At 68.0% G+C, this 23,657-nt stretch carries 22 protein-coding genes, 1 tRNA gene and 1 pseudogene; 10 read left to right on the forward strand and 14 right to left on the reverse strand.

Annotated elements, in window-relative coordinates:
* Position 1: 1 nt before the first annotated feature.
* Both ACZLZY_RS12585 and ACZLZY_RS12590 read right to left on the reverse strand, forming a co-directional pair.
* The gene (locus tag ACZLZY_RS12585) at positions 2-460 is read right to left on the reverse strand and encodes a hypothetical protein (RefSeq protein ID WP_472934265.1); all 459 of its coding nucleotides are present in this window, start codon (positions 458-460) and stop codon (positions 2-4) included.
* Between the two features lie 140 nt (positions 461-600).
* Positions 601-2,139, reverse strand: coding sequence for a hypothetical protein (locus tag ACZLZY_RS12590; RefSeq protein ID WP_472934266.1), 1,539 nt, complete (start codon positions 2,137-2,139; stop codon positions 601-603).
* Positions 2,140-2,453: 314 nt separating this feature from the next.
* Between ACZLZY_RS12590 and ACZLZY_RS12595 the strand changes: the two genes are divergently transcribed.
* From ACZLZY_RS12595 to cynS, 9 genes and pseudogenes are all read left to right on the forward strand, one after another.
* A tRNA-Arg gene (locus ACZLZY_RS12595) sits at positions 2,454-2,530 on the forward strand.
* 542 nt (positions 2,531-3,072) lie between these two features.
* The gene (locus ACZLZY_RS12600) at positions 3,073-5,229 is read left to right on the forward strand and encodes a methyl-accepting chemotaxis protein (RefSeq protein ID WP_472934267.1); all 2,157 of its coding nucleotides are present in this window, start codon (positions 3,073-3,075) and stop codon (positions 5,227-5,229) included.
* Between the two features lie 258 nt (positions 5,230-5,487).
* Positions 5,488-6,381 (forward strand): proline iminopeptidase-family hydrolase, encoded by an 894-nt coding sequence (locus ACZLZY_RS12605; RefSeq protein WP_472934268.1) that lies wholly within the window; start codon positions 5,488-5,490, stop codon positions 6,379-6,381.
* A 75-nt stretch (positions 6,382-6,456) separates the two neighbouring features.
* Positions 6,457-7,395, forward strand: coding sequence for an ABC transporter permease (locus tag ACZLZY_RS12610; RefSeq protein WP_472934269.1), 939 nt, complete (start codon positions 6,457-6,459; stop codon positions 7,393-7,395).
* A 41-nt stretch (positions 7,396-7,436) separates the two neighbouring features.
* Positions 7,437-8,273: an ABC transporter permease gene (locus tag ACZLZY_RS12615; protein WP_472934270.1), complete on the forward strand. Its 837-nt coding sequence runs from the start codon at positions 7,437-7,439 to the stop codon at positions 8,271-8,273.
* On the forward strand, positions 8,270-9,292 hold the full coding sequence (locus ACZLZY_RS12620; protein WP_472934271.1) for an ABC transporter ATP-binding protein: 1,023 nt from the start codon (positions 8,270-8,272) through the stop codon (positions 9,290-9,292). The genes ACZLZY_RS12615 and ACZLZY_RS12620 overlap by 4 nt, the downstream gene beginning before the upstream one ends.
* 2 nt (positions 9,293-9,294) lie before the next feature.
* A pseudogene (locus ACZLZY_RS12625) lies at positions 9,295-10,311 on the forward strand (ABC transporter ATP-binding protein); the annotation flags it as partial.
* A gap of 35 nt (positions 10,312-10,346) precedes the next feature.
* On the forward strand, positions 10,347-11,822 hold the full coding sequence (locus ACZLZY_RS12630; protein WP_472934456.1) for an ABC transporter substrate-binding protein: 1,476 nt from the start codon (positions 10,347-10,349) through the stop codon (positions 11,820-11,822).
* Between the two features lie 82 nt (positions 11,823-11,904).
* Complete coding sequence (gene cynS, locus ACZLZY_RS12635; RefSeq protein WP_472934272.1) at positions 11,905-12,396, forward strand: cyanase; 492 nt, start codon at positions 11,905-11,907, stop codon at positions 12,394-12,396.
* A gap of 36 nt (positions 12,397-12,432) precedes the next feature.
* Here cynS and ACZLZY_RS12640 read toward each other — a convergent pair whose 3' ends face one another.
* The 11 genes from ACZLZY_RS12640 to minC form a co-directional block, all read right to left on the reverse strand.
* The gene (locus ACZLZY_RS12640; RefSeq protein ID WP_472934273.1) at positions 12,433-13,143 is read right to left on the reverse strand and encodes a ferric reductase-like transmembrane domain-containing protein; all 711 of its coding nucleotides are present in this window, start codon (positions 13,141-13,143) and stop codon (positions 12,433-12,435) included.
* Positions 13,124-13,636: a peptidase associated/transthyretin-like domain-containing protein gene (locus ACZLZY_RS12645; protein ID WP_472934274.1), complete on the reverse strand. Its 513-nt coding sequence runs from the start codon at positions 13,634-13,636 to the stop codon at positions 13,124-13,126. Before ACZLZY_RS12645 ends, ACZLZY_RS12640 begins: the two co-directional genes overlap by 20 nt.
* Before the next feature lie 120 nt (positions 13,637-13,756).
* Positions 13,757-14,776: an AI-2E family transporter gene (locus ACZLZY_RS12650; RefSeq protein ID WP_472934275.1), complete on the reverse strand. Its 1,020-nt coding sequence runs from the start codon at positions 14,774-14,776 to the stop codon at positions 13,757-13,759.
* Positions 14,777-14,929: 153 nt separating this feature from the next.
* On the reverse strand, positions 14,930-15,145 hold the full coding sequence (locus ACZLZY_RS12655) for a CsbD family protein (protein ID WP_472934276.1): 216 nt from the start codon (positions 15,143-15,145) through the stop codon (positions 14,930-14,932).
* Positions 15,146-15,268: 123 nt separating this feature from the next.
* Positions 15,269-15,697, reverse strand: coding sequence for a hypothetical protein (locus ACZLZY_RS12660; protein ID WP_472934277.1), 429 nt, complete (start codon positions 15,695-15,697; stop codon positions 15,269-15,271).
* A gap of 276 nt (positions 15,698-15,973) precedes the next feature.
* A complete protein-coding gene (locus ACZLZY_RS12665; protein WP_472934278.1) occupies positions 15,974-17,218 on the reverse strand; it encodes a bifunctional cytochrome b/YceI family protein in 1,245 nt (414 codons plus the stop codon).
* Positions 17,219-17,285: 67 nt separating this feature from the next.
* A complete protein-coding gene (locus tag ACZLZY_RS12670) occupies positions 17,286-17,894 on the reverse strand; it encodes a YceI family protein (protein WP_472934279.1) in 609 nt (202 codons plus the stop codon).
* 245 nt (positions 17,895-18,139) lie between these two features.
* The gene (locus tag ACZLZY_RS12675) at positions 18,140-18,295 is read right to left on the reverse strand and encodes a hypothetical protein (protein WP_472934280.1); all 156 of its coding nucleotides are present in this window, start codon (positions 18,293-18,295) and stop codon (positions 18,140-18,142) included.
* Between the two features lie 37 nt (positions 18,296-18,332).
* A complete protein-coding gene (gene minE / locus ACZLZY_RS12680; RefSeq protein WP_472934281.1) occupies positions 18,333-18,602 on the reverse strand; it encodes a cell division topological specificity factor MinE in 270 nt (89 codons plus the stop codon).
* Positions 18,599-19,414, reverse strand: a complete 816-nt coding sequence (minD, locus tag ACZLZY_RS12685; protein WP_472934282.1) for a septum site-determining protein MinD — start codon at positions 19,412-19,414, stop codon at positions 18,599-18,601. The genes minE and minD overlap by 4 nt, the downstream gene beginning before the upstream one ends.
* A gap of 32 nt (positions 19,415-19,446) precedes the next feature.
* Complete coding sequence (gene minC / locus ACZLZY_RS12690) at positions 19,447-20,187, reverse strand: septum site-determining protein MinC (RefSeq protein WP_472934283.1); 741 nt, start codon at positions 20,185-20,187, stop codon at positions 19,447-19,449.
* A gap of 239 nt (positions 20,188-20,426) precedes the next feature.
* Between minC and ACZLZY_RS12695 the strand changes: the two genes are divergently transcribed.
* Positions 20,427-23,099 (forward strand): bifunctional acetate--CoA ligase family protein/GNAT family N-acetyltransferase, encoded by a 2,673-nt coding sequence (locus ACZLZY_RS12695; RefSeq protein ID WP_472934284.1) that lies wholly within the window; start codon positions 20,427-20,429, stop codon positions 23,097-23,099.
* A 181-nt stretch (positions 23,100-23,280) separates the two neighbouring features.
* Here ACZLZY_RS12695 and ACZLZY_RS12700 read toward each other — a convergent pair whose 3' ends face one another.
* Entirely contained in the window at positions 23,281-23,550 is a 270-nt protein-coding gene (locus ACZLZY_RS12700) for a hypothetical protein (protein ID WP_472934285.1), read from the reverse strand.
* Positions 23,551-23,657: the final 107 nt, after the last annotated feature.

Below are 23,657 nucleotides of genomic sequence, written 5' to 3' on the forward strand. Positions count from 1 at the left end.
TCTACGCCTGGGGTTTCTTAAGGCTCGGCGAACGCGCAAAGCCCTGCGTGATCGCTGAGTTCAGGCGCGACAGCCATTCATTGGCTTCCTGCGCCTGACGTTCGGCCGCATCGGCACGGGCATAGGCGTTCTCGATTTCGCGCTGGGCGAGCTGGAGCTGGTCGCGGAGCGCGGCATATTCGGCTCGCGTACGAATCTCCTGCTCCTCGGCCTGGCGCTCGAGCTCTTCGACCCGCTCCTCGCTGAGGCGGATCGCCTCGGTCGCTTCCTGGATCAGGTCGAGGGCCGAGGACCAGTCGCGCCGTCCCGCCGGCGTTGGCTCCTCGGTCGCGGAATCGACCATGTCCGCCCCTTGCGGCGGCAAGGCTACTGCGTTGTGCAGGTTGGCATCGGCCCGTTCCGGCTCGGCAGAGCCCCGCAACGCCCATCTCGATGTCGTCTCACCCATGGCCTCGTCCATTCTTTTCTCCCAGGGCTGCCTCGCGCCTCGCCGGACGCATCAGGACGCTCTGTCTTTTCCAACCGGCGGGTCGCCGTTTCTCGTACAAGTCGAGGTAGGGCGGCGAGGTTGCGCCGTCCCGCCCCATGGGCCCTTTGGCGTCAGTCCGTCTTCTTGTCGGACAGGAAGCTGACATTGGAATTCGGCGCATAGGGATCGTCGCCTTGCCGCGGACCACCCTGCGATGGGCCTTGCGGCTGATCGTCCGGATGCGCCTGGCCGGCCCGGACGGCGCGCTTCAGCGACTCGTTCTGCCGCTGCAGCGCCGTCCGGTTTTCGCGGGCGATCTCCAGCGCGCCCTGAGCCAAGGTCCGCTCCGCCTTCTCGTTCTCGAGCTCCTCGATCAGCCGGCGGTTGGCCGCCTCCTGTCCGAGCCGGTCGTTCTCGTAGCGCCGGGTCAAGCTGTCGATCCGGTCGGAGAGGCTGTTGGCCTTGTTGACCGCGTTCTCGAGCGCCGCATCCTTGGCGGCCAGCGCCTTGTTCAGCATGTCGCTGCGGTCGTTCAGCTCCTGCTGCTGGCGCTGGCTCTCCTCGAGCTGGGCGATGTAGTGCGCAAGCTCGCCGCGCAGGCCGTCGACACGGCGCTCGAGCGTCAGCTTCTCGGCCGCGCTCTCCTTCAGCTGACGGTCCGAGCCGCGCAGCGCCTCGTCCTTCTCGCGGTACTGCTGGCGCATGTTGCCGAGGATCTGCTCGGTGGTGCCGAGGCGCGCGAGCAGCGCATCGAGCCGCAGCGTCATGGTCGCGCGTTCCGAGGTCAGCTGCGAGATCGCCGTCTCGTGGTCGACGCTGATCTTCTGATGGTGCGCCTGCTCGTCAAGGAGTCTCGCGTCGAGCGTCGCGATCTCCGCAAGGTGCCGGTCGCGCTGCTGCGTCAGGTCGGAATTCTGCGCCTGCAGGCCGGAGAGCCGGTCGAGCTGGTCCTCGACCACCTGCTGGAGCCGGCGGCTCTCCTTCTCGAACATCGAGCGCTGCTCGGATTCGCGCTGCAGCGCGCCTTCCGCCTTCAGGAGCGCCTTCTCGGTCGTCTGGTATTCCGCGCGCTGCAGAGCGAGATCGCCCGCGAGCGCCTGCTGCTTCTCGATCTCGAGCGTCAGCTGGCGCTCGGCGTTCTCGAGCAGGCCGCTGCGCTCGCGCAGCGTCAGCCGGGTCTCCTCATAGGCTGCGGCGATCTCGCCGCGCTCGGTCTCGGTCTTCTGCGACCGCGCCTTCTCGTTGCGCAGCTCGCCGGAGATCGCCGAGAGCCGGCTCGACAGCGTGTCGACCTCGCGGCGCAGCGCCTGGCCGCTCTCGAGCTCGCGCGCGAGCAGGGCCTCGGTCTCGAGAATGCGCGATTTCGCTTGCGGCAGTTCGGTGAAGATCGATTCCAGCGGTTCGGCGAGCAGCGCGAAATCGTCGTTCAGCGACTTCAGGTCCTCCAGCCGGTGCGACAGCTGGCTGAAGCGCACGCGCAGGAGCTCGTTGCGCTGGCCGATGCTGTCGAGCGGGCCGGCATCGCGGGGAATGTCGATCGTGCGCGATGGCGCGGTCTGGGGCGTGCCGACCGCGTCGACCGGCTGAACTGACGCCGACCGTTCGGGCGCAGGCGGCTTCTCATCCTCGGCCGCAAGCCGTTTCCAGATGAAATTCCACGCAGACACCATCGGACAGCTCCCGGAGCAAAACAAGAAATGCTCGATGAGCCGGTATCTGTTAAGGAATGTGGGGACCTACGCAATCCTGAAAAGAATGAAAATCGGGTGACTGCCCGATTTCCGCAGGTTTTTCCCCTCGGTGCGACCTTGCAGCCGCTCCAGGGCACGGCGGCCGCCGTCCGGTCTCCTGGCGCCTTCGGCGGGGACCTGTCGCCTCGGTGCAAAGAGCCTTGCCGCAACGCCTTGCCCGGCGGTCCGGTATCGGCTAGGAAGTTTCCGTCCGCGCAGCATCTGCCGGACCAAGGCCGGCCCCGCCGCCGTCCGCACCCGTAGCTCAGCTGGATAGAGCGCTGCCCTCCGAAGGCAGAGGTCACTGGTTCGAATCCAGTCGGGTGCACCATTTTCCGCCGTTCCTCTGCAGCTTCCTTTCGCCGGTTCTATCGGTGCTGGCTTGCTATGCGATCGCTCTACCGAAGAGCCGTGCGCTGCGTCGAAGGGCGCTTGCGCGCCGATGGGCCGTTGACCGTCATCGCCGGGCGCTGAGGCTATCCCAGGGCTGCTTGAACTGCAGATTAAAGCAAGCCGCGTGGTCAATATCGCTGACAGCGGTGCGAGTTGGTCATCGTGCGGCGAGGCGCTGTTGCCGGACTTGCCCTCTGCAGTGGCGCATTGGCTGGCATCGCTGTTGCGGCAAGGCGGCATCATGACGGATGGAAATACCTGCCGGCCGGCTGACGAAGGGCTGACGCTCGCGGTCGATCGGCGGTGTTGACCGAGGGTGACCTCTCATACCCAAGAATCATCGAAGTATCTCACGTTCACGATCGACTTTTTATGATTCCGAAATCCTGACGTTCTACTGATGCAGACGGAAGATCGGCGAAGATTGTTTCCCGATACTGACGTTAGAGATCAGTGACGAACGGGGGCGAGGGGCTCAGGATGTCGGACATCAAGGTTCAGAGGCCGCTCGCGGTGCGCATTACCGCTTACGGGTTTGCCGCGGTGCTTTTCACCAGCGCCGCCATCGGCTCGCTCTCCTGGTTCCAGCAGAGCCGCATGGGCGCAGAGTCCATCCGCACCGAGCTCGCCAGCGACTTCTCCCACGTCCGTTCCGACATGGACGCCCAGAAGCGGGTGGCCGCGGCGCTGGCGCTGGCCGTCGCCGGCGAGCCCGATATCGGGCTGCTCGTTGAGGCGAACGATCATGACGGGCTGCTGAAGCGCTTCTCCAGCAATTTCGGTGCCGTCGTCGCCAATGGCGCGGTGCAACTGATGACCTTTGCCGACGCGAAGGGGAACGTCGTCCTGCGCCTGCACGAGCCCGCGACCTTCGGCGACAACTTCGCTGCGCGGCGCAAGACCGTCGCCAAGGCGCTGCAGGATGGGCAGTTGGTCCAGGGCATCGAGCCCGGGCGGACGGCGGTGAGCATGTTCGCGACAGTGCCGATCATCCTGCGCGGCACGACCGCCGGCGTCGTCGACATCGGCACCAAGCTGACCAACGAGTATTTCACCCGGCTGGCCCGCGAGGTGGCGGCCGACGTCGCCATCCACATCCGGACGAACGAGGGTTTTGCGCGCCAGGCTTCCACCTTCGCCGGCGAGTCGCTGTTGTCGCCGGAGGAGATCCAGGCCGCCTTCGACGGCGCCGTCCCCGACCGGACGGTCAGCGTCGGCGATCGGAGCTTTGCGGTGTCGGCCCAGCCGATCATCGACTTTTCCGGGGCGAAGATCGGCGTCATGGAGCTGGCCTCGGACATCACGCCGCTGATCGCCGGGCAGCGGTCGGCGCTGCTGGAATCGGCCGCCGGCATGGCCGTGATCTGCCTCGTCTCGCTGATCGGCTTCTTTCTCTTCGCCCGGTCGCTCGGCCGACTGATCCGCCGCATCGCCACCACGATGGGAAGCCTCGCCGCCGGAACGCTCTCGACGAACGTCGAGTCGCAGGATCGGCGCGATGAGATCGGGGCCATGGCGCGGGCGGTCCAGGTCTTCAAGGACGGCGCGATCGAGAAGCTCCGGCTGGAGTCGGAAGCCGAGACCGGTCGGCGCGCCCAGCAGCATCAGCAGGATCGCCAGACCGCCCTCGATCATTCGAAGGCCGAGGATCTCCGGGCCTTCGTGCAGGCGGTCGAGGACGCCTTCACCGATCTGTCCGCCGGCGACCTGACGGTCCGGATGGGCCAGGACGTGGCTCCGGAGTTTGAGCCGATCCGCGCCAAGTTCAACACCAGCGTCGAGAAGCTGGAGGCGGCGATCGGCGGCGTGGTCGGCGGCGTCTCGAGCCTGCGCACGGGTCTTGCCGAAATCTCGGTCGCCTCCAACGATCTCGCCCAGCGCACCGAGCAGCAGGCCGCGAGCCTCGAGGAGACGGTCGCAGCGCTGTCGGAAGTCATGCAGGGCGTCACCCGGACCGCCGATGGCGCGGCGCAGGCCCGGATCGGAGCCAATGCTGCCCAGAAGAATGCGGAAACCGGGCGGGAGATCGTCGGCCGAGCCGTTGCGGCGATGACCGAGATCGAGCAGTCCTCGGACAAGATCGGCAAGATCATCGGCGTCATCGACGAGATCGCCTTCCAGACCAACCTTCTGGCCCTCAACGCCGGCGTCGAGGCGGCGCGGGCGGGCGAGGCGGGCAGGGGTTTTGCGGTCGTGGCGCAGGAGGTGCGCGGGCTCGCCCAGCGTTCGGCCGAGGCTGCCAAGGAGATCAAGGCGCTGATCTCGACGTCCAGCAAGCAGGTCGGGCAAGGCGTCGAGCTGGTGACGCTCTCCGGCCAGTCGCTCGGCGAGATCGTCCAGGAGGTCGCGGCGATGTCGCTCGTCGTCGCCGAGATCGCCGCCAGCGCCAAGGAGCAGGCGTTGAGCCTGCGCGAGGTGTCGATCGCCGCCGACCAGATGGACCAGGTGACGCAGCAGAACGCCGCGATGGTGGAGGAGGCGACGGCCGCCGCGCAGACGCTGTCCGACGAGACCGACGATCTCGCCGGAATGGTCGAGCGGTTCCGCACCCGTGTCGGCGGCGGTGCACGCGGCGGTGCGGGATCCGGCCGCCTGGCACCGAACGTCGTGCAACTGCACCAGCAGCGCGCCTCGTAACGGCGTCGGCCGCGCGATCGTCCCTCGAGGGGATAAGGGTGCGGCCAACCATCGCACGTGAGGGGGAGGGTCGGCCCGAAAGGCCGGCCGCGGTTGACCCGGCAGAGCTGCGTCAAGCCCGCATCAGCCTCAACTGATTTTATTTTCAGCACGCTTACATTTCATGCACAATATGGCAGGGTGCCGCGTCCGCGGGGCACCCAGCGCTCCGCCGACCCTTGCGCCTTGCCGCAAGCGACCAGGCAGAGGACGTGTGGCATGTGGCGCGAAATGACCCCCGACGAGACCCGCACCATCGCGGTGGCCGGGCATGAGATCGTCACCTACAGTTTTGGCGAGGGCGACGATGTCGTGCTTCTCCTCAATGGCGGCCCGGGCCTGCCCTGCGACTATCTCCGCGATTCGCATTCCTGTCTCGTCGACGAGGGCTACCGCGTCGTCGCCTTCGACCAGCTCGGCACCGGCAAGTCCGATCGGCCGACCGATCCGGCGCTCTGGACCATCACCCGCTATGTCGAGGAGGTGGAGGCGGTCCGCCAGGCGCTCGGCCTCGGCCAGGTGCACCTCGTCGGCCAGTCCTGGGGCGGCTGGCTCGCGATCGAATACGCGCTGACCTATCCGCAGGCGCTGAAGACGCTGGTGCTGGAGAACACCGCTGCTGACATCCCGCATCTCGTCGGCGAGCTGAACCGGCTGCGCGCGGCGCTGGGTTCTGAGACGGTGGCGATGATGCAGCGGCACGAGGCCGCGGGCACACTGTCGCATCCGGAATACCAGGCGGCGGTGACGCTGCTGAACTACCGCCACGTCTGCCGTCTCGCCGAATGGCCGGCGCCGGTGAAACGGTCTCTCGACGACTGGAACATGGGGCCCTACGAGACCATCCAGGGCCCGAACGAGTTCACCTATACCGGCAACCTCAAGGACTGGAACCGCATACCGGACTTGCACCGCATCACCGTGCCCGTGCTGATCACCGTCGGGGCGCATGACGAGCTGACGCCGGCTTGCGCGTCGCGGATGAGGGACGCGCTGCCGGACGCCGAGATGACGGTGTTCGCGAATGCCAGCCACATGCCGTTCTTCGAGGAGCCGCAGGCCTTCTTTCCCGTGCTGATCGACTTCCTGGCGCGGCGGGGAGGGCGGGCGTGATCGCTCTGACCGTGCTGCCGGATCCGAGGCCGGGCCTCGGCGTGCCGGCCGCGACGCCGTCCGCGAAGGCCTGACATGCACCGCTTCCGTTTCGTCCTGACGCGGCCCTTCCAGCTGATCCCAGTGCTTTTCGGCATCAGCGTCATCACCTTCGTGCTGGTGCGCTCGATCCCCGGCGATCCCGCGCGGCTGATCCTCGGCACCAAGGCGACGCCGGCGGCGCTGGAGCGCATCCGCGCGCAGTTCGGCCTCGATGAGCCGCTCTGGCTGCAGTATTTCTACTTCCTGAAGAACCTCGCCCATGGCGAGATGGGCAAGTCGATCCTCTACAAGATCGACGTCCTCGGCCTCATCGCCGACCGGCTGGAGCCGACGCTGGTGCTCGTCGCCGGCGCGGTGCTGCTGTCTGTCCTCATCGCCGTGCCGATGGCGACGCTCGCCGCCAAGAATCGCGGCGGCTGGGCCGACCAGGCGGTGCGGGTGGTCTCGACCACCGGTCTCGGCCTGCCGAATTTCTGGCTGGCGATCATGCTGATCATCGTCTTCAGCGTCACCCTCGGCCTGTTCCCGGTTTCGGGCTACGGCCGGACCTTCGGCGACAAGCTGCACCACATGATCCTGCCCTGGCTGACCATCGCGCTGTCGCTCTCGGCCGTGCTGACGCGGAGCCTGCGCGCCAGCCTCATCGCCGGCATCGGTTCGGACGTCGCCCTCGCCGCCCGGGCGCGCGGGCTACCTGAGAAAATGATCTTCCGCCGCCACGTGCTGCCGAACGCGGTGATCCCGACGCTCAACCTCCTCGCCGTCAACATCGGCTGGCTGATCGGCGGCACGGTGGTGGTGGAAACGGTCTTCGCCATTCCCGGCACCGGGCAATTGCTGGTGCGGGCGATCTTCTCGCGCGACTACATGGTGGTGCAAGGCGTCGCCATGGTGTTCGCCTGCGCGACCGTGCTCGTCAATTTCCTCGCCGACATTTTGACGGTCGCCATCGATCCGCGGGTGAAGCTGTGAGCGTCGCTCCCCTACCGGGCGCGGTTCCCGCGGCCTTGCCGATGTCCGAGCCTCGCGCGCCGCGGCGGCGCCTTGCCGGTGCGCCCGTCCCGCTCTGGGCCGGCGGGCTGCTGCTCGCCGCCTTCGTCCTCGTCGCGCTGCTGGCGCCGGCGATCGCGCCCTACGACCCGATCTACCAGGATGCGACCGCGCGGCTGACGCCGCCCTCGCTGGCGCACTGGTTCGGCACCGACAATTACGGCCGCGACATCCTCTCGCGGGTGATCTTCGCGACGCGCATCGACCTGCAGCTCGCCTTTCTCGGCGTCGCCTTCCCCTTCCTCATCGGCACGACGGTCGGCACCGTCGCCGGCTATTTCGGCGGGCTCGTCGACACCCTCTTCATGCGGCTCGTCGACATCATCCTCGCCTTCCCCTTCCTCGTCCTGATGCTGGCGATCATCACGGTGCTGGGTCCCGGCCTCCAGAGCTTCTACATCGCGATGGCGCTGGTCGGCTGGGTCTCCTATGCCCGGCTGGTGCGGGCTGAGATCCTGATCCTGAAGTCGAGCGACTTCGCGCTTGCCGCGCGAAGCCTTGGGTATGGCCACGCCCGCATCATGTTCCGCCACCTTCTGCCGAACGCGCTGACCGGCTCGATCGTCTTTGCCATGTCCGACTGCGTGCTGGTGCTCCTGGCCGGCGCCTCGATCTCCTATCTCGGCCTCGGCGTACAGCCGCCGCTGGCCGAATGGGGCATCATGGTCGCCGAAGGTCAGGGCTTCATCACCAAGGCCTCCTGGATCTCGGCCTTTCCCGGCCTTGCCATCGTGGCGCTCGCCTTCGCCTTCAGCCTCGTCGCCGACGGGCTCGGCGAGAAGCTCGGAGCCCGGCCATGAGCGCCGCGGTGCTTTCCGTCGAGGGCCTGACGGTCGAGAGCCGGGACGGCGGGACGCGACGGGCAATCGTCGACGGCCTGTCCTTCACGCTCGGGCAAGGCGAGATCCTCGGCCTCGTCGGCGAGAGCGGCTCCGGCAAGACCATGGCCTGCCGCGCCTTGATGCGGCTCCTGACCTCGCCGAACCTTTCCGTCTCCGCCGACGCCATCCACCTCGGCGGCCGCGACGTCTCGAAGCTTACCGAGGCCGAGTTCGCTGGCATTCGCGGGCGGGAGATCGGCATGATCTTCCAGAACCCGTCGAGCCATCTCGATCCGGTGATGCGGATCGGCGCGCAGATCGCCGAGACGGTCGTCATCGCCAAGGGTGCCAGCCGGCGCGAGGCCAAGCGCGAGGCGATCGAGATCCTGCGCCAGGTCGGCATTCCCGATCCCGCGGCCCGCGCGGAAGCCTTCGTGCACGAGTTCTCCGGCGGCATGCGCCAGCGCGCGATGATCGCCGTGGCGCTGGCCTCCGATCCGAAAATCCTCATCGCCGACGAGCCGACCACCGCGCTCGACGTCACCGTCCAGGCGCAGGTGCTGCGGCTTCTGAAGGAGCTGCGCGACCGGCGCGGCATGTCGCTGATCTTCATCACGCATGATCTCGGCGTCGTCGCGCAGCTCTGCGATTCCATCGCCGTGCTCTATGCCGGAAGGCTCTGCGAGAAGGGGCCGGTGCGGCAGATCCTGCGCCAGCCGCGGCACCGCTACACCGCCGGCCTCATCGCCTGCCAGCCCGGCGGCGATGCGAGCCTCCGCCGGCTGCGGACGATCGAGGGCCAGCCGCCCTCGCCCTTCGCCATGCCGCCGGGCTGCCGCTTCCACCCGCGCTGCGCCCACGCCGCGGACGATTGCCGGCGCGAGCAGCCGCCGCTTCAAAGCTTCGACCCCGGCGAGGTGGCGGCCTGCTTCCATCCCGTGGCCGAGGCGCCGCCCGCCACCGGGATGCCGGCCCCGTTCCCGCAGGTGACCGCATGAGCGCCCGCCCGATCCTCGAGGTCGACGATCTCGTCGTGCGCTTTGCGCTCGGTGGCGGCGGCCCGCTCGGGCTCACCAAACGCACGCTCGCCGCGGTCAACGGCGTGTCGCTGAGCGTCACGGCGGGCGAGACGCTCGGCGTCGTCGGCGAGAGCGGCTCCGGCAAGTCGACGCTCGGCCGCGCCATCCTCGGCCTCGAGCCGGTCGCATCTGGCCATGTCGTCTTCGATGACCTCCGCGTCTCCGACGGCCGGCGCGAGGCGCTGCACCGACTGCGGCGGGAGACGGCAATGGTGTTCCAGGACCCCGCCAACGCCTTGAACCCGAAGATGACGGTCGGCGCGACGCTCTCCGAGGTGCTGCGCGTCCACGGCAAGGTCCGGCGCGGCGGGGAGGGGGCCCGCGTCGCCGAACTCCTGACGCTCGTCGGGCTCGATCCGGCGCTCGCCGACCGCCGGCCGGGGGCGCTGTCGGGCGGCCAGTGCCAGCGCGTCGGCATCGCCCGGGCGCTGGCGGTGGAGCCAAAACTCGTCATCGCCGACGAGTGTGTCGCGGCCCTCGACGTCTCGATCCAGGGCCAGATCATCAACCTCTTCCTCGACCTGAAGGAAGAGATCGGCCTGACGCTGATCTTCATCGCGCATGATCTCGCCATCGTCCGCCGGCTCTCGGACCGGGTGGCGGTGATGTATCTCGGCCGCATCGTCGAGGAGGGGCCGACTGAGGCCGTGTTCTCGGCGCCGCGCCACCCCTATACCGCCGCCCTCATCGCCGCGATCCCGGAGATCGACCCCGACCGGCAATTGCCGGCAGCGCCGATATCCGGCGAGCCGCCGAGCCCGCTGGCGCTCCCCGCCGGCTGCGCCTTCCATCCCCGTTGCGCCTTTGCCGAAGACGTCTGCCGCAGCGGGCCGCCCCCGGCGCTGAACCGCGCCGACGACCATGGCTGGGCCTGCATCCTGCCGCCCGGCACGCTTTCACCGCCCCATCCACCCGCCCCTCCCGGAGAGACAGTATGACCCGACAGCGCCTGACCCGTCTTCTTGCCGCCACCATGCTGGCCGGCCTGACCCTCGGCACCTCGATCGCCGAGGCCGCCGGCGTCCTCACCATCGGCCGCCGCGAGGATTCCACCACCTTCGACCCCATCCTCTCGGCGCAGAACGTCGACAACTGGGTCTATTCCAACGTCTTCGACGTGCTGGTGCGCGTCGACAAGACCGGTACCAAGCTGGAGCCGGGCCTGGCCGAAAGCTGGACCGTCTCGGACGACGGCCTGACCTACACGTTCAAGCTCCGCGACGCGAAATTCTCCGACGGCTCGCCGGTCACCGCCGAGGACGCCGCCTTCTCGCTGCTGCGCATCCGCGACAATGAGGGCTCGCTCTGGTCGTCCTCCTACGCCATCGTCGACACCGCCGTCGCGACGGATCCGAAGACGCTGACGGTGAAGCTGAAGGAGCCCTCGGTGCCCTTCCTCGCCTCGCTGGCGCTGCCGAACGTTTCGGTCCTGCCGAAAGCCGTGGTCGAGGCCGATCCGGAAGCCTTCGCCGCCGCCCCGATCGGTTCTGGCGCCTTTTCGGTGAAGGAATGGATCCGCGGCGACCGTGTGATTCTCGAGAAGAACCGGAACTACTGGGAGGCCGACAAGGTAAGCCTCGACGGCGTCGAGTGGATCTCGGTGCCCGACGACAACACCCGCATGCTTAACGTCCAGGCCGGCGAGCTGGATGCCGCGATCTTCGTGCCGTTCTCGCGCGTCTCGACGCTGAAGGAGGACGCAAACCTCAAAGTGACGCTCGATCCCTCGACCCGCGAGGACGCGCTCCTCATCAACCACGAGCACGGCAAGCTCGCCGACAAGGCGGTGCGCCAGGCGCTGGACATGGCGATCGACAAGAAGGCGATCGTCGACGCCGTCACCTTCGGCATCGGCGAGGTCGCCAATTCCTACATCCCGAAGGGCGCGCTCTACTACAACGCCGCCAACATCCAGCGCCCCTACGACCCGGAGAAGGCGAAGGAGATGCTGGCCGCTGCCGGCGCCTCGGACCTCTCGCTCGACTACAACGTCAAGGCCGGCGACGAGGTCGACGAGCAGATCGCCGTGCTCCTGCAGCAGCAACTGCAGAAGGCGGGCGTCACCGTGGTGATCAATAAGGTCGATCCGTCGACGCAGTGGGACATGTTCACCGCCGGCGATTTCGACGTCGCGGTCGGCTACTGGACGAACGACGTGCTCGACCCCGACCAGAAGACCACCTTCGTCCTCGGCCACGACACCAACCTCAACTACATGACCCGCTACAAGAATGACGCGGTGAAGGCGATGGTCGCCGAGGCCCGCACCGAGGCGGACGCGGCCAAGCGGGAGGCGATGTACGTGAAGCTGCAGGAGACGGCGAAGGAGGACGTCAACTGGGTCGACCTCTACTACTCCCCCTACATCAACGTGACCCGCACCAACATCGAGGGTTTTTACCAGAACCCGCTCGGCCGCTTCTGGCTGGAGGACGTCGTAAAGAAATAGGCGTCCTGCAGGCCGCCTCCCGATCCCATCAGCACGCCGGCGACGGCGTGCCATACCCCGCAATACGCAGAGGAAGAGTGCCATGAAACGGATCGAGCTCGTCGAGAAGATCTTCGACGTCAAGCGCGAGAAGAACCTGAGCTGGAAGACGATTGCCGAGGAGATCGGCGGCTATTCCCAGCTCTTCATCATGACGGCGCTGCTGGGGCAGATGCGGCTGCCGAAGCCCCAGGCCGCCAAGGCGGCGGCGCTCTTCGGCCTCACCGAAAACGAGGAGAAGATGCTCGGCGAGGTTCCCTATCGCGGCGAGCAGAACCTGGTGCCGCCGACCGACCCGACCCTCTACCGCTTCCACGAGGCGATGATGGTCTTCGGTCCGACGATGAAGGAATACATCCACGAGGAGTTCGGCGACGGCATCATGTCGGCGATCGACTTCGACCTCCAGATGGAGCGCGAGCCGAACGATGCCGGGGACCGCGTCCGCATTACCATGTCCGGCAAATTCCTGCCCTACCGCTACCACCAGCCGCAAGGCAATTTTCCGGCGCTCGGCTATAAGGAAAAGGACTGACCGCTCGGCCCGCTGCCGAAAGGCGGGGCCTGTCCCTTAGCCCCGCCCGTCCGGCGCCGTCTTAGCAAGGGCGTTCGGGCGGGCGGGCAGCGCGCGAGGTCGCCGTGATCCGAGGATCGCCTTCAGGATGACGGCGAGCGTTGCGGCCGAGACGAAGCCGCAGAGCATCAGTTTCGACAGGTTCCCCATGACGCCGTCGATCTGAACGGCATGGACGACGCTGCCGACGACGATGACGGCGGCCAGAAAGAGATGCGCTCCCCGCCAGAAGGCCGGGCCGAGATGCCGCCGGGCGGCCGCGAGGCAGACCGTCAGGACGATACCGACGAGGCCCATCACGCCGTAGACGGCGAACGGGGTGGGGGAGACCAGCAGCAGCGCATCCGTGATGTCCTCCGGGCTGGTGAGATAGAGCCCGAGCACATGCAGGAAGACGAGGAAGGCGACGACTGAGCCGGTGATGCGGTGCCAGCGGCGTTGCCGCGCGGGCCGCAGCAGGGGCAAGAAACCGCCGATCAGCACCGGCTGGAGAAACAGCAGCGCCAGCGCCACGACGCCAGCCATGCCGCCGATGACCCATAGCGCGTCGCGGCTCGCCTGAAGCGGGCTCGCGGCGGCGATCGCCACCGGCACCACGGCGATGGCGAGGACGGCGAACCAGCCGAGACGCCGGCGCCACGGGCGCCGGGCGGGCGAGGGCGTGTGCTCTAGCGGGAGGGGGCGGCCCTCAGCTGCCGGCGGGAGCATCGGCCGGCGCCAGGATGACGTCGACGGCGATGCCGGTGTCGCTGCTGCTGTCGAGAAGCGGCCGCAAGAAGACCTGGCCGTATTGCGGGTCGTCATAGGCCATGTGGATGTGCGCCTGGCCGAAATTCGGCACGATCGGCGAGGTTTCCAGCCGGAAAGACCCGTCCGCCTCGGTCATCACGCTGCCGCGGTTGCTGGCCTCGCCCTCGCCGCCCCGCTCGGTCGATGCCCAGATTTGCACCCGGACATTGCCGAGGCCCTCGCAGCTGCCGGCTTTGCGGACGGTGCCGGAGACGGTGAACCCTTTGCCGAGATCGTCGACGAGCGGGGCATTGGCGACATAGTTGTTCTTGCCGCCGCGCATCGTTTCGGTGGCCGTGCATTCGGCGGTCTGCGCGGCGGCTGGAAGGACCGGCAGGGCCAGGCCGAGCGCCAGCGCCATCATTCCGGCGTGGCGATCGAAGTGGCGGGTTGCAAACGGGGATCGGGACATCGTGCAGGTCTCCTCGGGAAGCGGGACGCATCGAACTCCCTTCGAGGTGGCACAGCGAAGGCGGTTCCGCCACCAGTCTCGCGAACACTTGACTCCCGTGTTTACGAAAAGCGGGCGGCTTCAGGCGGTTGCGGTGACATCCGCGGGGACTTTCGGCTCGGCGTCGAAATAGTCCTCGACGTAGAACTTGCGCCCGACGCGCAGCGCCACGGCGGCGAGTGGCGTCGCAAGCGCGAGGCCAAGGATGCCGAAGAGCGTGCCGAACAGCAGCTGGACCGAGATGGTCAGCGCGGGGGGCAGCGAGACCGCGCTCTCCTGGACGCGCGGGGTGATGAGATAGCTCTCGATGGTCTGGACGAGGATGTAGAGCCCGACGATCCAGAGCGCCGTCGTCACCCCATCCGAGAGCCCGAGCAGCACGGCCGGCACGGCCGCGAGGACCGGCCCGATGTTCGGGATGAAGGTCATCAGCGCGGCGAGGACCGCAAGGATCGGCGCGAGGGGCACGCCGAGCAGCCAGAGCCCGATCCCGGTCAGCACGCCGACGACGGCCATCGAGACGAACTGCGCCTTCAGCCAGCCGCGCAGCGCGATGCCGGCTTCCACCAGCATCGACTTTCCTTTCGGTCGGGCGGAAGGGGCGAGGAGCAGCGTGAAACCGGTCATGTAGGTGCCGGGGCTGGCGGCGCCGTAGAGGCCGATGAAGGCGATGATGACGGCATTGCCGAAAGCCCCGAAAGTCGAGGACAGCGCCGACTTGGCGCCGGTGCTCGACGGCGCGATGCTGCTCGGATCGAGCTTCTGCAGCGTATCGTTGATCCAGGCATGGTCGTCGATGTAGCTGCGCGCCGTTCGCAGCGCCTCCGGAAGCCGGTCGAACAGTTGCTGCACCTGGTCGGCGAGGGCGGCGCCCGCGAGCCCGAGGAACACCAGCGCGAGGACGGTCAGGCCGACGCAGAAGACGGCGAGCCCGGTGCCCCGTGCCATGCCGGTCTTATCGGCGATCCAGTTGCCGCCGCCGCGCAGGAAAACCGCCATCAGGATGCCGGCGAAGACGACGAGCAGTACGTCCGGCGTTAGCCAGAGAAGCAGGACGAAGGCCGCCGTGAGGACGAGGATGGAAACGGTCGAGCGGGGCATGCCGGTCCTTGGCGTCAGTCCCGGGCCGTGCCGAATCCCGCTGGAAAGGCGGTCGATCCGAGAGACGCAGGAGATATCGGGGTACGCGGAGCTGGACGAGAAAAAGGGCGGGAACCGTCATGGTTCCCGCCCTTCCGCTTCAGTCTTGAAAGACTAGAGCTTGCGGTGCGCAGCCTCGCTGAGGCTGTCGGCGCCGCTCTTCACCGAGGACTTGGCGTCGCCCACGGCCTGCTGGGCTTCGCCCTTCACTTCCTGCGCCTTGCCGTCCGCCTGCAGACGCTCGTTGCCGGTAACCTTGCCGGCCGCCTGCTTGAGGTTGCCGACTGCCTCGTTGGCGAGGCCCGAAATCTTGTCGCCCGTGCTACCCATCGATTTTCTCCCGCGGACATCCGTGTCGCTGGGGAGGAAAATGCGCAGCGTACGGTTTGGTTCATTCGGTCGTGGGAGAGGTGCGCACGGGCGCGCAAACGGCCCGCAGAACCGGCCAGCCGCCTACCAGCCGCACCAGACATTGCCCTTGCTCCGCCAGGGTTGCGCCAGGTCCTCGGCGATCAGCACGCTGCCGGCATCGCGCCCGTCGGCAAGCTGGATGGTGACGCGCGCCCGCCGGCTGCGGTCGCGCCGGCCGCTGTCGATGAGGCTGTAGCCAGGTGCCATTAAGGCAATCAGCCGGGCCCGCGCCGCCTCGCCGTCCGCCTTCTCCGCGGCACAGCCGGGATTGGCGATCGAGGGCGTGTCGACGTCGAGCAGCACCCAGGCGAGGCCCTTCTCTATGCCCATGTCGCCCTCCTCGATGCAGGTCGCCTTACGGTCGCTCCGGCTGGCCTCGGTGCAGACAGCCAGCGGCCCGTCTGCTGCGGCCGCGGGGGCGGGAAGGGCGGCGAGGCCGAGGACGAAGGTTGCGGCGAGAAGGGCCGGCACGAGTGCTCCCGGCCGCCCGGCGCGCGCCTCGGACGAGCATTCCGCCCCGCTTGCGTCTGGGGCGGAAGGCTCCCCCGGGGAAAGCGGGCGGCAGCATCTGGGGTCAGGCAGGATCATGATCGACGTTGGACCATGCCGGCCCTGTCAAGATCAACCCTGACGGGCCCTTTGGCCGCCGATGCGGTTGCTCGTCGCAGCGAAGTGATCCCGGCGGCCCAAATCGGCAGCTTCCTTAGTGCCGAGTAGCCCGGCCAGTAAGTGTCCGCCCCGCCGCCCTTACTGCCGGCGGGCCTTGAGGGCGAAGGCGATGGTGACCGTCAGTGCGAGCCACTGGCCGGTCGCGTCGTTCTCGGCGCCGAGGCGGTAGGCCATGCGGTCGAAGCCTGCGGTGCCGGTGACGTGCGCGGTGCCGTCCGGGTTCTCGGTGAAGCTGAAAGGCACCTCGATCGGCTGGCTGGTGCCCTTGATCATCATCGTGCCCTTGCCGAGAAAGCCGCTCGCGGTCTTCTCGAAGGCACCGAGCGCGACGCTCGCCTGCGGTTGCGCCGCGGCGTCGAGGCCGTCGGGGCCGGCAAGGTTGGAGCGCACGAAAGCGTCGTCGATGGTCACCGAGGCGCTGTCGACGACGATCTTCGCCGAGGCGTCTACAAGGTTCTCGGGGTCGAAGACCACGGAAGCATCCCAGTTGCCGATCGTGCCACCGACCGTCTTGCCGGAGAACGTCGCGGTGTAGCCAAGCGTCGAGGTGGACTTGTCGATGGCCCAGCCGATGCTGGGTGCCGCCGGCGCGGCGACCACGGCAGCGTTCGTCGCCCCGGTCGCGGCACTCCCGCCCCCGACGGCGAGGCCGCCGCCGAGGAAGATGGCGCTCGCGGCAATGGCAATGGGAATGGCGAGGAGCGCGGCCGACTGGCGCGGCAGCCGGCCCACCGGCAGCATGCGGGAGAAGGACGGCGCGCGGTCGACGAGGGAATGCTTCAGCGCGCCGGCGACGTGGAGGACGGTCAGGCCGGCGACGGAATAGGCGAGCCAGATATGGACGGTCTCGGCGGTCTCCTCGGTGGCCGCACTCGCCGCCACCGGCAGGTTCGGCCAGGGCAGGAGGTCGGAGAGGAAGAGCAGCGTCGGGATGCCGGTCGGCGAGGCCGAGACCAGCACCCAGCCCGACAGCGGTACCGCCAGCATCAGGACGTAGAACAGGAAATGCACGAGGCCCGCGAGGGCGGCCTCGGTGGGGCGCATGGCCCCATGCGGCGGCGGTGGGTTGAACAGCCGCCAGGCGATGCGCGCGAAGGTCAGCGTCAGCACCAGGAGGCCGACGGTCTTGTGCCACTGGAACAGCGTGAAGCGCAGCGTATCGGGAAAGATGTCGAGCCGGCTCATCGCAAACCCGATGGCGAGCTGGAACAGCATCGCCAGCGCGATCGCCCAGTGCAGCAGCATCGCCCCGGCATTGTAGCCCCGGACGGTCTCACGCCCGGCGGGGTCGAGCGCATCGCGGTTGAACGTCGTTCCCGGCATCGTCTTCTCCTGCGCTGACAGAGAAAGGGCCCGATCCTTGGACCGGGCCCTTCCTTCGGGAAGCGGCTTACTGCGCGCCGAACTCGGTCTCGATCGTCAGCTTGACGTCGTCGCCGATCGGACCGACCAGCGTGGCCACGCCGAAGTCGGAGCGCTTGATGGTGCCGGTGGCGGAGAAGCCAACGACCGGCTTCTTCGTCATCGGGTGCGGGTTCAGCGCGGCGTTCATCTTGACGTCGAGCGTCACCGGCTTGGTCACGCCGTGGAAGGTGAGGTCACCGGTCACCGTGCCGGTGTCGGCGCCGGTGGTCTTGATCTCGGTCGAGACGAACTTGATGTCCTTGAACTTGCCGGCGTCGAGGAACATGTCGCTCTCGATTTCGGCGGCGAAGTCCTTGTCGTCCTTCGGGTAGTTCACGTCGACCGAGGCCGGGTCGATGGTCGCGGTGAGCTTCGACTTGGTCGGGTCGGCCGGGTCGATCTCGAGCGTCGCCTGGATGCCGTCGAAGCGACCGATGTAGTTGGACACGCCGAAATGGCTGACCGACCAGAGCAGGTTGGTGTGGGTGGGGTCGCTGACATAGCTGCCGGCGGGAACGCCGATGGTCTGGGCCGAGGCGGCGGAGACGCCGACGAGCGCGGTCGAGGCGATGATCAGGGATTTCACGAGAGTCATGGTCGCTTACGTTCCTTAGGTTGGAGGTAAACCGACCCTAAGGGATCGTATCGCAGCGCAAAATCCCGGCAGGTGCGACGCACTGTTCAGCGTCAGGCGTCTTCAGGGGCAGCCGCTGCCGGATTTTGCCTTTGTCGAGGAAGGATATTTTCCGTAGGCGCCGCGGGTTCGCGCTGGTCGCACCAAGGTTCTGGCGGTGTTCTTGCGGGAATGCGCCGGGCGATCCGCCCGGCGCATCGAGCCTGTCAGTTCGGCTGGCGGGCGGTCGCCTCGCAGACTTCCACATGCTTCAGCAGCGCGTCCATGCTGAGAATGGCACTGATCGAGCGGACGTCGCGGCCCTTGAGCTGCGGGGCGTTCTGCACGTTCTGCAGGCGCTTCAGGAGATCGGCACGTGTCATGGCATTTCCTTTCCGTTGATGGGGTTTGACGGACGTTTCAATGCGCGGCGGCAAGCCGGACCGGGCTGATCGGCAGTTCGATGTCCACCTCGAGCGTCGAGACGGCATTGCCGCTGTCCATCTTCACCTTCACCTTGTCGCGATCGATTTCGACATGCTTGGCGATGACGGCGAGAATCTCCTCGCGCAGCAGCGCCACCAGATCGGACTGGCCGATCGTCGAACGCTCATGCGCGAGGAGAATTTGCAGGCGCTCGCGGGCCGCCGGGGCGGTGGTGCGCTTGTTGAGGAAGCTGAACAGGCTCATGCCGCCCTCCGTCCGAACAGGCGTCCAAGAAAACCCTTCCGGTCGCCTGGAACGGTCATCGCAATGTCGGCGCCGTTGAGGCGGCGCGCGGCGTCCATGTAGGCCCGCGCCGGGGCGCTGGTGGCATCGCTGATCGTTACCGGCGTGCCGGTGTTCGAGGCGCGCAACACTTCCGGGCTTTCCGGAATGATGCCGAGCAGCGGGATCGACAGGATCTCCAGGACGTCCTCAACCTTCAGCATGTCGCCGCGCTCGGCGCGGGCGACGTCGTAGCGGGTGAGGAGGAGATGCTTCTCCATCCGCTCGCCGCGCTCGGCCTTCAGGGTCTTGGCATCGAGGATGCCGATGATGCGGTCGGAGTCGCGCACCGAGGAGACTTCCGGATTGGTCACGACGACGGCGACGTCGGCATGGCGCATGGCCAGCGTCGCGCCGCGCTCGATACCGGCCGGACTGTCGCAGATCACCCAGTCGAACTTTTCGCGCAGCTCGGCCATCACGCGGTCGACGCCCTCGACGGTGAGGTTGTCCTTGTCGCGGGTCTGCGAGGCCGGAAGGAGATGCAGCGTGTCGATCCGCTTGTCGCGGATCAGCGCCTGGGCAAGCTTGGCATCGCCCTGGACGACGTTGATGAGGTCGTAGACCACGCGCCGCTCGGCGCCCATCACGAGGTCCAGGTTGCGCAGGCCGACGTCGAAGTCGACCACGCACACGCTCTGTCCGCCCTGGGCCAGGGCTGCGCCAAGGGCTGCCGTCGACGTCGTCTTGCCGACACCGCCCTTGCCCGATGTCACCACCATCACTCGTGCCATCTCAGGCCTCCTTCTATTTCAATTCGTCAAATTCAGGCGAGGACGGCGGTCTTCAGCTCGTCGCCGTCCAGCCAGGCCTGAATGGATTGGCCGACAAGGCCAGGTTCGATGTCTTCGGCGGTCTTGTAGAGGCCGTCGATCGCGATGAGTTCGGCCTGCAGCTTGCGGCAGAAGATGCGCGCGCCGGCTTGGCCTGCCGAGCCCGCCAGCGCCCGGCCGCGCAGCGCGCCGTAGACGTGGATAGAGCCGCCGGCGATGACTTCCGCGCCCGAGGCGACGGAGCCGAGAATGGTCACGTCGCCCTCGGGAAAGATGATCGACTGGCCGGAGCGCACGGGCACGTCGACGAGAAGCGACGCCTGTGCGGGCAGGATGGGCGATGGTTGTGGCGCGGTTGCGGCGGACGGTGCCGTGGTCGCCGAGGGAACCGACGCGTCGTCGACGGCCTCGATGTCCTCGGCGGCGCGGCCGCCGCGCATTTCCGGCGGCATGCCGGGCGACAGTTGCGAGGGGATGGCGCCTTCGATGCCCATGATCCGGACGTTGCGCTCGCCGAGCGCCGCGATGAGGCCGGTCAGCGCCTCGCGGTCGATGCCGAGGCCGCCGATGTCCAGCACGATCGGCCTGCCCAGGAAGAAGCCGGTCGAACGCTTCGCGAGGTCGTCGAGGCTCGCCAGCCAGTCTTTCAGCGGAAGCTCCGGCGAAAGGACGAGGGCGAGGAAGGATCTGCCGCGGAGGCGGACCGGTTTGATCATGGTTAACGCTTCGGTCATCTTGGTTAAGGCTTGGTTGCGGTACGATCTAAGCCCGTCATCGTTAACAAGGCGTTAAGTTCTCGACCCTGTGCCGAGCTTACGGTCCGCCCGGCACCAAACCTAAGCATCTGACGATGCTGGGACTTTAATTTGGGCTGGGACGGCGCCGCCTTTTGCTTCCAGCGCTTCGGGCCTTGAATTGCAGGGGGCGGGGGCGACATCCCGCAAGAGGGGCCCTCCGGCCCGGAAGGATCCCGATGTCGGTTCGAAACCTCGATGCCCTGTTTCGTCCCCGCGCCATCGCGCTGCTGGGGGCCAGCACCGTCGAGCGCTCGATCGGCGCGGTGCTCGCCCGTAATCTGATGGAAAGCGGCTTCGACGGCCCGATCCTGCCGGTCGATCCGCAGCGCCGGGTGATTCGCTCGGTGCTGACTTATCCCGGCGTCGCCGACCTGCCGGTGACGCCGGACCTTGCCGTCATCGCCACGCCGCCGGACACGCTGCCGGGCGTCATCGACGATCTCGGCCGGCGCGGATGCCGCGCGGCGATCGTCGTGACCGCCGGTTTCGGCGAGGATGGCGGGGCCGAGGGGATCGCCCTTCGCCAGGCGATGCTCGATGCGGCAAAGCCGCATCTCCTGCGCATCGTCGGGCCGAACGGGCTCGGCGTGATCTCGACGCAGAGCGGCATCAATGCGAGCTACGCCCACCGCGCGCCGGCGCCGGGCAACATCGCCTTCCTCACCCAGTCCGGCCTGATCGCGACCTCGGTGCTCGACTGGGCGGCGGAGCGCGGCATCGGCTTCTCCCATATCGTCTCGCTCGGCGCGATGAGCGACGTCGACTTCGGCGACATGCTCGATGTTCTCGAATCCGACCCGCACACGCGGATCATCCTCCTCTACGTCGAGGCGATCACCGAGGCGCGCAAGTTCATCTCGGCGGCGCGGATCGCCTCGCGCACCAAGCCGGTGGTGGTGGTGAAGGCGGGGCGCACGGCCGAGGGCGCGCTGGCGGCGATGGCGCACAGCGGCGTCGTCGCGGGATCCGATGCCGTCTACGACGCCGCCTTCCGGCGCGCCGGCATGCTGCGGGTCGATACGCTCGGCGAGCTGTTCCAGGCGGTGGCGACGCTCTCCTCGGGCCTGCGCGTGCGCGGCGACCGGCTGGCGGTGCTGACCAATGGCGGTGGCATCGGCGTGATGGCGGCCGATGCCGTCGCCCGCACCGGGGGGCGCCTCGCCGAACTGCCGGCGTCAACGCTCGAGGCGCTCGCAGCTTTGCTGCCGAAAGGCGCCGAGATCGCCCATCCCGTCGACATCCGGGGCGATGCGGACGGCACCCGCTATGCCGCAGCCGCGGCGATGCTGCTGGATTCCGGCGCGGCCGACGCGGTGCTCGTGCTCAACTGCCCGACGGCGCTCGCCGACAGCCTCGCGGCCGCGAAGGCGGTGGCCGAGGTCGCGGGCAAGCGGCGCAAGCCCGTGCTCACCTGCTGGCTCGGCGGCGAGTCGGCCGGCGCTGCGCGGCGCATCTTCGACGGCGCCAAGGTCGCGACCTACACCACCCCCGAGCGGGCCGTACAGGCCTTCGTACAGCTCGACGACTACCGTCGTAACCAGGACCTCCTGATGCAGACGCCGGGCGGTACGGCCGACGCGCTGCGGTTCGACCGTCCGCGGGCGGAGGCGCTGATCGCCGAGGCGCGCGCGGCCGGCCGCAGTGTGCTGCACGGCCCGGCGGCGCTGGCGCTGCTCTCGGCCTACGGGATTCCGACGGTCGAGACCGCCGTCGCCGCCGACGCGGACGCGGCCAGTGCGGCTGCCGAGGCGATCGGCTTTCCGGTGGTGCTGAAGATCCGGTCCGACGACATTCACCTGAAGTCCGACGTCGGCGGGGTTCATCTGTCCATCGGCTCGGCCGCGGTGCTGCGCGAGGCGGCGGCCGACATGCTGGCCGCGGTGCGGGCGAAGGCGCCGGGGGCCGTGGTCGACGGCTTCCTCGTCCAGCCGATGATCCGCCGCGGTGAGACCCGCGAGCTCAGCCTCGGCGTTTCGGAGGACAAGGTGTTCGGGCCGGTGATCCTGTTCGGCGAGGGCGGCACGGCGGCCGACGTCATTGGCGACCGGGTGGTCGGCCTGCCGCCGCTGAACGACGTCCTCGCCGGCGAGATGATCGCCCGGACCCGCGTCTCGAAGCTGTTCGAAGGCCACCGGGGCGGGACCCCGGTCGACCGCGCGGCGGTGGCGCTGGCGCTGGTGCAGCTGTCGCACCTCGCCTCGGACCTTGCCGATGTGATGTCGCTCGAGATCAACCCGCTGATCGCCGGCGCCAGGGGCGTGCTGGCGCTCGACGCCCGGATCGTCCTCAGGCCAGCGGGCACACGGCGGCCGCCGCCGGCGATCCGTCCCTATCCGCGCGAGCTTGCCCATCTCGCCCGCACGAAACGGGGCATGGCCTATGCCGTCCGGCCGATCCGGCCGGAGGACGAGGCGGCGATCGTGCGGATGCTGCAGGCGTCTTCGCAGGACGACGTCCGGCTGCGCTTCTTCGCCCCGCGCAGCGATTTCAGCCATGCCTTCGCCGCCCGGCTGACCCAAGTCGACTACGACCGCGAAATGGCCTTCGTGGCGCTGGCAGAAGGATCGGACGAGATCAGCGGCGTCGTCCGGCTGATCGCCGATCCCGATGGCGAGGCCGGCGAGTTCGCGGTGATGGTCCGCTCCGACCTGAAGGGCGTCGGCCTCGGCTCGCTGCTGATGTCCGAGATCCTCGCCTATGCCGGGAAACGCGGGATCGTCAGGGTGCACGGCGAGGTGCTGCGCGAGAACACGCAGATGCTGAAGATGGTGAAGCGGATCGGCTTCGGCTCGAAGACCAAGCCGGACGACGCTTCCGTGGTGCTGGTGGAGATCGCGGTGCCGGCCTGAGGTCGCCAGAATGATTCACGTGAAACACAAAACGCAGAAGGCCGCCGGATCGCCCGGCGGCCTCCTGGTGAATAGGGTATTTCGAAGCACCGTGTTTTCGCCCGAGCTATAGAAGGCAGATCCCGCTGCAGCGGGATCTGCCTTCAGCGAGGGGGTGAAATCACCCCCTCGACTGGCTGCTTTAGTTGGCGGGAGCCTGGGTCGCAGGGGCTGCCGGAGCCGGGGTTGCAGGCTCAGGCGTTGCCGTGGCCGGCGGGGTCGCGGCTTCCGGCGCGGGGGCGACAGGGGTTGCCGCCGGGGTCTCGACCGTGGTGCTTGCGCCCGTGGTTGGCGTCTGTGCCGGACGGCCGGCGAAGAAGGCGAAGTAGAGGACCGCCAGCACCACGAGGCCGCCGAGAATGAACCAGACGGCGCTGAGGCTGCTCTGGCGGGGTGGGGGTGTATGGCTCATGTCGTCTCTCCCAGGGCTCGCTAAAACTGTCGGCCCGTTAGAGACTGCAACCTGCCCGGCTTGGGAAGGTTCCGCCGCTACCCGGAGGCGTGGGCCTGACGACCAAG

The organism is Mesocryomonas lacus (genome assembly GCF_055730135.2).

Bases quoted from the DNA above. Each gene is read 5' to 3' on its own strand.
- ACZLZY_RS12700 (WP_472934285.1), bottom strand. From the start codon at position 23,550: ATGAGCCATACACCCCCACCCCGCCAGAGCAGCCTCAGCGCCGTCTGG.
- ACZLZY_RS12675 (WP_472934280.1), bottom strand. From the start codon at position 18,295: ATGACACGTGCCGATCTCCTGAAGCGCCTGCAGAACGTGCAGAACGCC.
- ACZLZY_RS12640 (WP_472934273.1), bottom strand. From the start codon at position 13,143: ATGCTCCCGCCGGCAGCTGAGGGCCGCCCCCTCCCGCTAGAGCACACG.
- ACZLZY_RS12600 (WP_472934267.1), top strand. From the start codon at position 3,073: ATGTCGGACATCAAGGTTCAGAGGCCGCTCGCGGTGCGCATTACCGCT.
- ACZLZY_RS12665 (WP_472934278.1), bottom strand. From the start codon at position 17,218: ATGCCGGGAACGACGTTCAACCGCGATGCGCTCGACCCCGCCGGGCGT.
- minD (WP_472934282.1), bottom strand. From the start codon at position 19,414: ATGGCACGAGTGATGGTGGTGACATCGGGCAAGGGCGGTGTCGGCAAG.
- ACZLZY_RS12695 (WP_472934284.1), top strand. From the start codon at position 20,427: ATGTCGGTTCGAAACCTCGATGCCCTGTTTCGTCCCCGCGCCATCGCG.
- ACZLZY_RS12650 (WP_472934275.1), bottom strand. From the start codon at position 14,776: ATGCCCCGCTCGACCGTTTCCATCCTCGTCCTCACGGCGGCCTTCGTC.
- ACZLZY_RS12645 (WP_472934274.1), bottom strand. From the start codon at position 13,636: ATGTCCCGATCCCCGTTTGCAACCCGCCACTTCGATCGCCACGCCGGA.
- minE (WP_472934281.1), bottom strand. From the start codon at position 18,602: ATGAGCCTGTTCAGCTTCCTCAACAAGCGCACCACCGCCCCGGCGGCC.
- ACZLZY_RS12590 (WP_472934266.1), bottom strand. From the start codon at position 2,139: ATGGTGTCTGCGTGGAATTTCATCTGGAAACGGCTTGCGGCCGAGGAT.
- minC (WP_472934283.1), bottom strand. From the start codon at position 20,187: ATGACCGAAGCGTTAACCATGATCAAACCGGTCCGCCTCCGCGGCAGA.
- ACZLZY_RS12585 (WP_472934265.1), bottom strand. From the start codon at position 460: ATGGACGAGGCCATGGGTGAGACGACATCGAGATGGGCGTTGCGGGGC.
- ACZLZY_RS12615 (WP_472934270.1), top strand. From the start codon at position 7,437: ATGTCCGAGCCTCGCGCGCCGCGGCGGCGCCTTGCCGGTGCGCCCGTC.
- ACZLZY_RS12670 (WP_472934279.1), bottom strand. From the start codon at position 17,894: ATGACTCTCGTGAAATCCCTGATCATCGCCTCGACCGCGCTCGTCGGC.
- ACZLZY_RS12630 (WP_472934456.1), top strand. From the start codon at position 10,347: ATGCTGGCCGGCCTGACCCTCGGCACCTCGATCGCCGAGGCCGCCGGC.
- ACZLZY_RS12620 (WP_472934271.1), top strand. From the start codon at position 8,270: ATGAGCGCCGCGGTGCTTTCCGTCGAGGGCCTGACGGTCGAGAGCCGG.
- ACZLZY_RS12655 (WP_472934276.1), bottom strand. From the start codon at position 15,145: ATGGGTAGCACGGGCGACAAGATTTCGGGCCTCGCCAACGAGGCAGTC.
- cynS (WP_472934272.1), top strand. From the start codon at position 11,905: ATGAAACGGATCGAGCTCGTCGAGAAGATCTTCGACGTCAAGCGCGAG.
- ACZLZY_RS12610 (WP_472934269.1), top strand. From the start codon at position 6,457: ATGCACCGCTTCCGTTTCGTCCTGACGCGGCCCTTCCAGCTGATCCCA.
- ACZLZY_RS12605 (WP_472934268.1), top strand. From the start codon at position 5,488: ATGTGGCGCGAAATGACCCCCGACGAGACCCGCACCATCGCGGTGGCC.